The organism is Streptomyces cylindrosporus, assembly GCF_022698165.1.
GTDB classification, from domain to species: domain Bacteria; phylum Actinomycetota; class Actinomycetes; order Streptomycetales; family Streptomycetaceae; genus Streptomyces; species Streptomyces cylindrosporus.
Genome location: NZ_JALDAY010000029.1, coordinates 1 through 9,339, shown reverse-complemented (window position 1 = coordinate 9,339; position 9,339 = coordinate 1). Strand labels below are relative to the sequence as shown.

Annotated in this window: 7 protein-coding genes and 1 pseudogene; 1 reads left to right on the top strand and 7 read right to left on the bottom strand. The window is 71.1% G+C overall.

The window, feature by feature from the left end; translation table 11 throughout:
- The 7 genes and pseudogenes from MQP27_RS50675 to MQP27_RS50645 form a co-directional block, all read right to left on the bottom strand.
- Nucleotides 1-414, bottom strand: a pseudogene (locus MQP27_RS50675) (SDR family NAD(P)-dependent oxidoreductase); the annotation flags it as partial.
- Nucleotides 411-1,421: an aromatase/cyclase gene (locus MQP27_RS50670; protein ID WP_242779468.1), complete on the bottom strand. Its 1,011-nt coding sequence runs from the start codon at nucleotides 1,419-1,421 to the stop codon at nucleotides 411-413. The gene MQP27_RS50670 and the pseudogene MQP27_RS50675, both read right to left, overlap by 4 nt.
- Before the next feature lie 35 nt (nucleotides 1,422-1,456).
- Nucleotides 1,457-2,926: an FAD-dependent monooxygenase gene (locus MQP27_RS50665; protein ID WP_242779465.1), complete on the bottom strand. Its 1,470-nt coding sequence runs from the start codon at nucleotides 2,924-2,926 to the stop codon at nucleotides 1,457-1,459.
- Nucleotides 2,916-4,208 carry a cation:proton antiporter gene (locus tag MQP27_RS50660; RefSeq protein ID WP_242779462.1) on the bottom strand — a complete coding sequence of 431 codons (1,293 nt, stop codon included), beginning with the start codon at nucleotides 4,206-4,208 and terminating at the stop codon, nucleotides 2,916-2,918. The genes MQP27_RS50665 and MQP27_RS50660 overlap by 11 nt, the downstream gene beginning before the upstream one ends.
- A 29-nt stretch (nucleotides 4,209-4,237) precedes the next feature.
- Nucleotides 4,238-5,833 carry an NAD(P)/FAD-dependent oxidoreductase gene (locus MQP27_RS50655; RefSeq protein ID WP_242779459.1) on the bottom strand — a complete coding sequence of 532 codons (1,596 nt, stop codon included), beginning with the start codon at nucleotides 5,831-5,833 and terminating at the stop codon, nucleotides 4,238-4,240.
- A gap of 2 nt (nucleotides 5,834-5,835) precedes the next feature.
- A complete protein-coding gene (locus MQP27_RS50650) occupies nucleotides 5,836-7,275 on the bottom strand; it encodes a DHA2 family efflux MFS transporter permease subunit (protein WP_242779456.1) in 1,440 nt (479 codons plus the stop codon).
- Nucleotides 7,272-7,853 carry an NADPH-dependent FMN reductase gene (locus tag MQP27_RS50645; protein WP_242779453.1) on the bottom strand — a complete coding sequence of 194 codons (582 nt, stop codon included), beginning with the start codon at nucleotides 7,851-7,853 and terminating at the stop codon, nucleotides 7,272-7,274. The genes MQP27_RS50650 and MQP27_RS50645 overlap by 4 nt, the downstream gene beginning before the upstream one ends.
- A 544-nt stretch (nucleotides 7,854-8,397) precedes the next feature.
- Here MQP27_RS50645 and MQP27_RS50640 point away from each other — a divergent pair.
- Nucleotides 8,398-9,249, top strand: a complete 852-nt coding sequence (locus MQP27_RS50640) for a hypothetical protein (protein WP_242779450.1) — start codon at nucleotides 8,398-8,400, stop codon at nucleotides 9,247-9,249.
- Nucleotides 9,250-9,339 lie beyond the last annotated feature (90 nt).

Genomic DNA, 9,339 nt, shown 5'->3' with positions numbered 1-9,339 from the left:
GTCACGCATGTGCTTCAACGCCCGCTGCACCAGGAAGAACGGCGCCTTCGCGTTCACCGCCATGATCCGGTCGAACGTCTCCGGCGTGGTGTCCTCCGGTTTCACGCCGCCCATCACCCCGGCGTTGTTCACCAGGATGTCCAGCGCGGGCGACCCGGTGCGCTCCCGCAGCCCCTCCTCCAACTCCAGGAACAACGCATGCACATCACCCGCGACACCGAGTTCGGCCCGTACCGCAAAGGCACGGCCGCCGTCCTTCTCGATCTCCTCGACGACCTCCTGCGCCGCCTCCTTACTGCTGGAGTAGTGGACGGCCACCAACGCGCCCTCCCGCGCCAGCCGCACGGCCGACGCCCGGCCCATCCCCCGGCTCGAACCCGTCACCAACGCCGTCTTGCCCGTGAGTCCGTTCATGTCCTTCTTCCAGATCGTGGGTGGGGTGTCCGGGCCGCCGGCCCGGCTCGGCGCCCGCGTTCGGCGTACCGCCCGGCTTGGGCGAGCACGGCCCGGCTGCTTGCGCCGATCGCCTCGCGGACGTGCGCGCGGGCGTCGGCGACGGTCGCGTCCGGGCCGAGGACCGCGGTGATGTTCGCGGTGTTCAGCACGACGGTGTGCCGGGCCGACGCGACCACGCCGCCGGTGTCGTCCGCGGGTGTCTCGAACGTCCAGGAGCCGGTGTGCAGGCTCAGCAGCGCGGGCAGGGTGACCTGCCGGTGGAGGATCCCGCGATGCGGCAGGCAGACCCGGTGGGAGACGGCACGGTGGGTCGAGCCGTCCGGGGCCCGCGTCACCGTCTCCAGCCGCTGGAGCCCGGGCTTGTCCTCGTCGAGCCGGACCTCCTCGACGCCCGGCAGGCGCTCGGCCCACAGCGGGGCCTCGTTGACGAAGTCGTAGACGTCCTCGGCCCGGCCCGCGATCCGCGCGGTGTCCTCGAACGAGAACGTGAACTCCTCGGCCAGGTAAGCCGCTTCGACGCTCTTCTTCAGTTCCGCGAGTTCGGTACGGGAGTTGCGGTCGACGGCGCTGTCGATCCGCTCGAACTCCCCCGGGTCGTCGTCGACGAGGCTGAACGCGTGCAGCAGCCGCACCCTCGACTCGGCCCGGGACAGCGGCTCGACGACCCAGCCGCCGTCCATCGACGCGAGGGGCGGGCCGAATCCGGTGGGCCGGAAGGTGATCCGCAGCCGCTGCGGATCGAGGGTGCGCAGGGCCGTCCAGTGTTCGAAGGACGCGTCGGCGGTGGTGCCCCAGATGAGGAGGAGTTCCCGCCCGCCGCCCTCCGGGACCTGCTCGGCGTGGACGATCCGTGGGTAGATCCGCGGCCAGTTGTCCACCTCGGCGATGAGGCGGTAGACGGTGGCGGCGGGAGCGGAGACGGTGATCTCGTGCTCGACCTCGCGCAGGACGGGCTGCGGCGGCATACGGGAAGCTCCTCGGATTTACGGCGGGGTGGTGCTCAGCGCGCGGGGCCGAACCAGCGCTCCAGCGCCATCGGCAGGTCGCCGTGGCTGCCGGGCGCCGCCCAGGCGACATAGCCGTCGGGGCGGATCAGCACGGCCGAGGTGCCGGCGAGCGCGCTGGTGTCCGCGACGGCGTGCGGCTCGGCGGTCACCGTGTCGACACGGTCGGCCCAGCCGGTGGCCCGGCGCCTGAGCGTCGCGTTGTCCGCCAGGTCGAGCAGGACGCCACGGCCGCCGTGCAGCAGCTCGGTGCTGCTGGTCTTGAAACCGTCGCCGACCAGCTCCAGGTGCGGCATCCGGCGGCCGAGCAGCGGATGGCGCCCGCCGCCGACGTCGTAACCGATCTCCAGGCCGCTGACCATCGCGGCGAGGTGCTTGCTGACGTCGTCGTACCTGATCAGCTCGTTCAGTACGTCGCGCAGCGGCTGCACCTCGGCGCCGCTGAGGAACAGCAGGCCCTGGGCCTGGGTGTTCATCAGCAGCCGCTTGCCGACCGGGTGGCGCTCGTCGTGGTAGGTGTCCAGCAGGGCCTCGGGGGCCCGGCCGCGGATCACCGCCGCGAGCTTCCAGCCGAGGTTGACCGCGTCCTGGATGCTGGTGTTCATCCCCTGGCCGCCGGCGGGCAGATGGATGTGCGCGGCGTCCCCGGCGAGGAACACCCGGCCGCGGCGGTACTCGGTGGCCTGCCGGGTGGCGTCCCCGAAGGAGCTCACCCACACCGGCTCACCGTGCGAGATGTCCTGCCCGGTGACCCGCTTCCAGCCCTCGACCACCTCGTCGTAACCGGGCGGGCTGGTACGGCGCTTCGGCGGGATGCCCCGCTCGCACAGGATCAGCCGGGTGACGTCCCCCGGCAGCGGGCCGACCATGACCATGCCGCCGGGGTACGTCGTCCCGATCATGGACGGTTCGAGGTTCAGCCCCTTGACGTCGGCGAGGAACATCTCCAGGGTCGCCGCGGTGCCGGGGAAGTCGAACCCCGCCGCCTTGCGGACCAGGCTGCGGCCCCCGTCGCAGCCGACGAGGTAGCGGGCGCGCAGCGTCTCGGTGCCGTCGGGGCCCTTGACCTCGACCTCCACGGCGTCCGGGCCATTGGTGAGTCCGACCAGTTCGTGGCCGCGGCGCAGATCCGCGCCGAGCTCCTGCACCCAGGCTTCCAGCACCGCCTCGGTCTGCGACTGGGGCACGCTCTTGGCCGCCTGGTGGGCGCCCTCCAGGACACCGAAGTCGACCGGCAGCCCGCCGAAGTGGCCCACGTTGCTGGTGGTGATGTCGCCGAACCGGGACAGCAGCCCCCGCTGGTCGAAGACCTCCATCGTGCGGGCGGTGAAGCCCAGCCCGCGCGACTCCCCGGTGCGTTCCGGGAGGCGTTCCACGACGACGGTGTCGACCCCGGCGAGCCGCAGCTCACCGGCGAGCATCAGGCCGGCCGGACCGGCTCCCACGACGATGACGTCAGCGTCCATCGGTGTTGTCTCCAAGAGGTTCGTCGGAAGGTCCCGGGTCCGGGACCGTGGCCTTGCTCGGGGACCGAAGGGTGCGCACACCGGCCCGGCCCGCCGCGTCGAGGTCCTCGCGCAGCCGGTCGGCCGGGTAGCTCCAGCTGAGCAGCGGCCCGGTCATCGCCGTGGTGACCAGGGCCATGACGAGGAGCAGCGCGTAGAGCCGGGCGTCGAGCAGGCCCTGCTCCAGGCCCACCGAGAGGATGACGATCTCGGTCAGACCACGGGTGTTGACCAGGGACGCCACCACCGCCGAGCCCCGGGGCGGGATGCCGGACAGCCGTGCCGCCGCGTATCCGCCGCCGACCTTGCCGACGACGGAGATCGCCAGGATCACGCCGAGGACGCCCAGTTGGGCCAGGCGCAGCCCGGTCAGGTCGACGGTGAGCCCGGTGACCGCGAAGAACACCGGCAGCATCAGCTGGACGGCCGGGTCCAGGCGCTCCCTGAGCCGTTCGAGGAACGCCTCGGAGCGGGGCATGACCGCGCCGAACAGGAACGCCCCGAAGATGTAGTGGATCTGCATCCACTCGGCGGCCCAGGCCGAGGCGAACAAGCCGATCAGCAGGTACGGCAGCGGCTCGGCGGTGTCGGCGAGGCGGCGCAGCAGCGGCCGTACCAGACGGAACATCACCAGCACGTACACCGGGGCGAGCAGCAGCCGCCAGGACTCGTGGCCGGAGGCGGAGGCGAGGGCCACCGCCACGGCCAGCAGGGCGTAGGCGACGACGTCGATCACCGCGGCAGCGGCGAGGGCGATCCCGCCGATCAGCGTGTGCTGCATACCGCGGTCGGTGAGGATGCGGGCGAGCACGGGGAAGGCGGTGGCCGACACCGACACCCCGAAGAAGAGCACGAAGGGCAGCGTGCCGACGTCGGCGTACCGGGGAGCGAGCCAGAGCGCGAAGCCGCAGCCGAGCACGAGCGGCAGCAGCGTGGCGCCCGCCGCGACCCCGGTGACGACCCGGCCCCGGCCCTGGATGAGCCGGTGGTCCAGCTCCATGCCGACCACGAACATGAACAGCACCAGGCCTACGGCGGCCAGTGTCTTCAGCGGCGTGATGACGGAGGCGGGGAAGACGGCGTCGCCGGCCAGGTGACCGAGCAGGGTCGGCCCGAGGGCGATCCCCGCCGCGATCTCGCCGATCACCCTGGGCTGGCCCAAGAAGACGGCCGCCGCCCCGAGGAAGCGGGCGGCGGCCAGGATGATGACGATGTCGAGCAACAGCAGATCTATGGGTGGCACGAGACTCCTTAAGTCGTCCTCCTGCGCCCTCAGCCGAAGATCTGGGCGATGTGTTCGGGCGCTGTCGTACGGCCCCACTTCTGGGCGAGTTCGACGAGTTCGGGAGTCGCCTCGAAGCACTTGTCGTCCCGGTTGCCCCGGTCGAAGGGCTCGGGCAGGCAGGGCGAGCCGGCGATCCGGGCGAAGACCCGGTCCGCGGCCTCGGCCGGGTCGAGGGTGCCCGCCTCGACGGCCTGGCACAGCTCCCGGGTGAACGTGAGCAGTTCGTGGATGTCCTGGCCGACGGGGTCGGGCAGGCCCGGGTGGCGCCGCTTCTCCAGGTCGCGGAAGACCTGGTCGTCGCGGCTGTCCAGGAACCGCCGGTAGGCCTGCTCCAGGGTCACCGTCGGCAGCACGGTGGTCGACTCCCAGACGCGGAGCACCGCGTTCCACAGGTCGTAGTGCCGGAAGCCGACGAAGGAGCTGTAGACGACGTCGTCGTGGACGTCGAACAGGCCCTGCTGGAGTTCGTCGATGAAGGCGAAGCGCTCGGTCGACCAGTCGCCGTCCCTGGACGCCGCTATCAGCCGCCAGGCGAGGGCGTTGACGACCTCCAGCGTGTTGGTCAGGCCGCGCGAGTACAGCGCGTCGATGAACCCGGCCGCGTGCGAGGTCAGGCAGAAGCGCTCGCCCACGGTGTCGTGGGCGGAGTACTGGAGCCGTCCGGTGCTGACCCAGGGGCGTACCGCCTTGGCCCCCCGGAACTGCTCGGCGATCTCCGGGTAGCGGCGCAGGAAGTCGTCGAACTCCTCCTGCGCGGTGAGTTCGGTCTTCGGGAAGACCCGCTCGTCCAGCGTCAGACCGACGCTGCACAGCGGGTTGAGCGAGTCCTCCTCGTTGTCGAACGGGATGACCCACAGCCAGCCGCCGTCGAAGACGTGGTGCAGCGTGCCCTCGTGCCACGGGCTGCGGTGCCGGTGCGACCGGGCGGCCTCGGCGTCGTCGAAGGGCGTCACCCCGACCATGTGGGTGAACATGGAGCGGGAGTGGTGGCGGGCCCTGGTCGGCACGTCACGCAGGCCGAACTTGTCGGCGACCGGCGAGCGGAAGCCGCTGCCGTCCACGAGGTAGCGGGCGCGGAACTCCTCGCCCTTGTCCGAGCGCAGCGTGACGCCCTCGGCCGGGTCGACGTCGATGTCCTGGATACGGGTGCCGCTGAGCGGCTCGACGCCGTAGGAGACCGCGAGGTGGAACAGGTAGGCGTCGACGTCCTGGCGGAACAGGTGGCTCTCGGTCCGCTGCCAGGCCGGGATCACCATCTGGTTGATCTGCTCGGGATCGTGCGGGTGCCCCTCCCGGTGGTAGACGAAGCCGAAGTTCTGCTTCTTGCCGCACATCGGGGAGACCTTCTCGATGATCCCCTGGTGGCCGGCGAGCGGCGCCAGCTCCGGCACCGAGTAGCGCTCCGCGATGATCTTCGTGAGTACGGAGGTGTACGGAATCGTCGACTCGCCGACGGCGAACCGGGGATGGACGCCCGCGTCGATCAGCAGCACGCTGACGCCGTTGCGGGCGAGCACGGCCCCGAGCATGCCGCCGGCCATGCCCGAGCCGAGGACGGCCACGTCGTAAACGGTCTCACCCATGGTCAGGCCTTTCCTGCGGAGTGGGGGTGTGCCGGGGTCAGCGGGGCGTCGGAGGTACGCAGCGCGGCCCACAGCCCGAGGGTGCCGAGCAGGGCGGCCACGGCCGTGCCGAACTGCCACCACAGGGCGGTGTGGAAGGCGTGCTCGGCCCCTTCGGACAGGCCGCGGGCGACGATCACCGAGAACAGGGCCGCGCCCAGGGCGCCGCCGATCCGGACCAGGATGTTGATCTGCGCGGTGGCGTCGGGCAGCCGGTCCCGGGGGACGATGCCGAACGCGGCGACCATCATCGGGGTGGTGGCGAGGCCGGTTCCCATCCCGAGGCCGAACAGCAGGAACTGCACGAACACCACACCCGGGTGGTCGGACAGCGCGAACGCGCCGGTGACCAGGGTGGTGAGGCCGGCGCCGAGCGCGGCGACGGGGCCTCCGGTGTACTTGTCGGTCAGCCGCCCGCCGAGCGGGAGCATGATCGCGGTGCCCAGGCCCAGCGGAAGCATCTGGAGTCCGGTGGCCACCACGCCGTCGGAGTGCAGCAACTGGAAGTAGAGCGGGAACAGCAGCGCGCTGCCGAAGCTCAGCGCCCCGTTGAACATGAAGCCCGTGCAGGCCGCCACATAGCCGGGGTCGCGGAAGAGCCGCATGTCCAGCAGCGGGTGGGCGCGGCGGGTGGCGTGCCGGACGAAGGCGGCCAGTCCCGCGACGCCGATCGCCAGCGGCAGCAGCACCCTGGCCCCGTCCGGGGAACCCAACTCGCCCCAGCTGGTGAGCCCGTACACGACCAGCGGCAGGCCGAGGCCGATGTAGCCGTAGCCGATCCAGTCCGGAGGTGTGGTGGACGCCCCCTTGGCGAGCGGCAGGTAGCGCCGCCCCAGCAGGATGGCGATCACGCCGAGCGGCACGTTGATCAGGAACAGCCAGCGCCAGGACAGCGAGTGCAGCATCAGGCCGCCGAGCGTGGGGCCCAGGGCCGGCGCCAGGGTGACCGCGATGCCGAGCCTGGCCATGACGCGGCCGAGCCGGCCCGGTCCCACGGCCTGACCGAGGATCGTCTGGCCGGTCGGGACGAGCAGGCCGGCGGTCAGTCCCTGGAACACCCGCAGGACGATCAACGACTCGATGTTCGGGGCCAGTCCGCACAGTGCGGAGATCACCGTGAACGCGGCCAGCGCCCACAGGTACAGCCGGGCGGCGCCGACCCGGCGGCCGAGCCAGGCGCAGATCGGCAGCGAGACGGCCAACGCCAGCAGGTAGCCACTGGCGACCCACTGGGCGGTGCCGATGCCGGCATGGAACTCGCGCTGGATCGTCTCCAGCGCGATGTTGATGAGCGAGGTGTCCAGGCCGCCCGCGAACGCGCCCAGAGCGATCACCCCGGCGAGTCGCCAGATCGCCGGGGTGATCTCCTGAGGTGCTGCGGGTTCGGCCTCTACCCGGGTCACGCGCCCTCGCGCAGCGGCTTCAGCGCCTGCGCCCAGGAGACGGTCTCTTCGAGCATGGTGGTGAGGGTCTGCGCCTGGTGGGCGCCGGGGGTGAACTCGCCGGGCTCCGTCGGGTTGGTGATGGTGAAGTCACCGAACAGCGACAGGCCGACCTGGGAGCGGACCGTGGCCACCTTCAGCTCGGACAGGATCAGCCGCAGGTGCTCGATGGCGCGGGCACCGCCCTGCAGCCCGTAGCCCACGAAGCCGGCCGCCTTGTTGTTCCACTCGTTGTAGACGAAGTCGAGCGCGTTCTTCAGCACGCCCGGGACCGAGCGGTTGTACTCGGGGGTCACGAACACGAAGCCGTCGAAGCCGTCGATGGCCTCGGCCCACTTCTGCGTGTGCTCCTTGCTGTACTTGCCGAACGCCGGCGGCTGCGGCTCGTCGAGGATCGGAAGGTTGAAGTCCGCGAGGTCGAGAACCTCGAAGACCGCACCCGGGACCTGCTCGGCACCGACCTTGGCCACCCACTCGGCGACGGCCTGGCCCCGGCGGCCGGGGCGGGTGCTGCCGAGGATGATTCCGATCTTGGTCATATGGTTCTGCCTTCTTCCGGTACTGATCCGCGCGGGATCGGCGAAAGGGAATAGATACGGGCGGCGCGAATCGGCGACAATTCAGCGACGTTAGATTCCATGTTCTTCGCTTCCGACGGCGCCCTCAAGAGTTCCGGATTCAGGATTCTGTGTATTTCGCAAACGGAAGCACAGGAGATACAGGGGAACGTCAGGCGAGGTACAGAGGAGTGTCAAGTCCGTCCTCACCAGGCGCTTTTCAGCCAGTCCTCCGACATTACTGAGTAGCTTCTTCGCCTCCGGAGCCGTAGTCAATGGATTCCGATTCAGGCCAACGTGAAACTACGTCAGGAGAACGAAAAGCCGCGTGCGGATCCCAGGAAAAGGTCAGGCCCAGCACAGGAGTCACTGATTCGGGTTGCCCGCCGAATCCCCATCGAACTAGCTTTCCCACTCAGGTGGACAACGACGAATGGGGGAGCAAGTGGGGATTGCGTCGATACCTGAAGGAGCCTGCGCGGCCGGGGTCCGGGCCTGCGCGGGAGCAGGCTGCACCGGCCGCCAGGTGGCCGGGAACCGCCGGCACCTCGCGACCGCGGGCGGCCGGCTGTGCCGGGCCTGCCACGAACGGCTGTCCGTGGAACTGGGCCGGCTGCCCGGACTGTACGAGGCCTGCGGCCGACGGCTCGACGGCCGCACCAGCGACCCGGCCCGCCCCAGGACGTCCGGCGGCCCGCTGCCCGGCATGCCGTTCAACGCCGCGGCGGCCGAGGTACGGGCCGAGGTCCTGGGCGTGCTCGGCTCCTGGGCGGGCGCCGTGGTCAAGGAGCGCCGGGTGACCGCGCCGCGCCGGGCGGTGCTCCCGCTGGCCGCGTTCCTCGACCGGCACCTCGACTGGCTCGCGGGGCACGACGCCGCGGGCGAGTTCTCGGGCGAGGTGGCCCGGCTGGTACGGCACGCCCGCCGGGTGGTGGATCCCGAGGTACGCACCCAGGTTCCGATAGGTGCCTGCGTGGAGCCGGACTGCACGGGATCACTGACCGCCGTGGTCAGGCCGCAGCAGCCGCGGCTTCCGGCCGTGATCCGCTGCGACCGCGACCCCGGCCATCTCTGGCTGGGCCACGAGTGGCTCCAGCTCGGACGCCGCCTCAACGGCACGGCCCGCGCGGCGAGTTCCGTGTCCGAGGCCACACCCCAGGGCGCGGCGGACCCGGCCGCCGGGCGTCCTGCCGCCGCGGAGGCGGAGCCTGTGCGCTGGGTGAGCGCGGCCGACGTCGCCCGCCTCTGGGGCGTCTCGACCGGCAGCGTGTACCGCCACGCGAGCGAGTCCAGGTGGCGTCGTCGCAGTCGTGCGGGGCGCACGTACTACCACGGCGGCGACGTCGTGGAGACGCTGAAGGGGCGCGGGGCGGCGTAGGTCCAGGAAAAGCAGGTCCTGGAAAAGAGGAGGCGCCCGTTGGACCGACTGCTCCGGTCCGGCGGGCGCCTCGTCGAGGTGCGGGGGTGC

Excerpts from the sequence above, each read along its gene's own strand:
- MQP27_RS50645 (WP_242779453.1), bottom strand. The coding sequence starts at position 7,853 with ATGACCAAGATCGGAATCATCCTCGGCAGCACCCGCCCCGGCCGCCGG.
- MQP27_RS50665 (WP_242779465.1), bottom strand. The coding sequence starts at position 2,926 with ATGGACGCTGACGTCATCGTCGTGGGAGCCGGTCCGGCCGGCCTGATG.
- MQP27_RS50655 (WP_242779459.1), bottom strand. The coding sequence starts at position 5,833 with ATGGGTGAGACCGTTTACGACGTGGCCGTCCTCGGCTCGGGCATGGCC.
- MQP27_RS50670 (WP_242779468.1), bottom strand. The coding sequence starts at position 1,421 with ATGCCGCCGCAGCCCGTCCTGCGCGAGGTCGAGCACGAGATCACCGTC.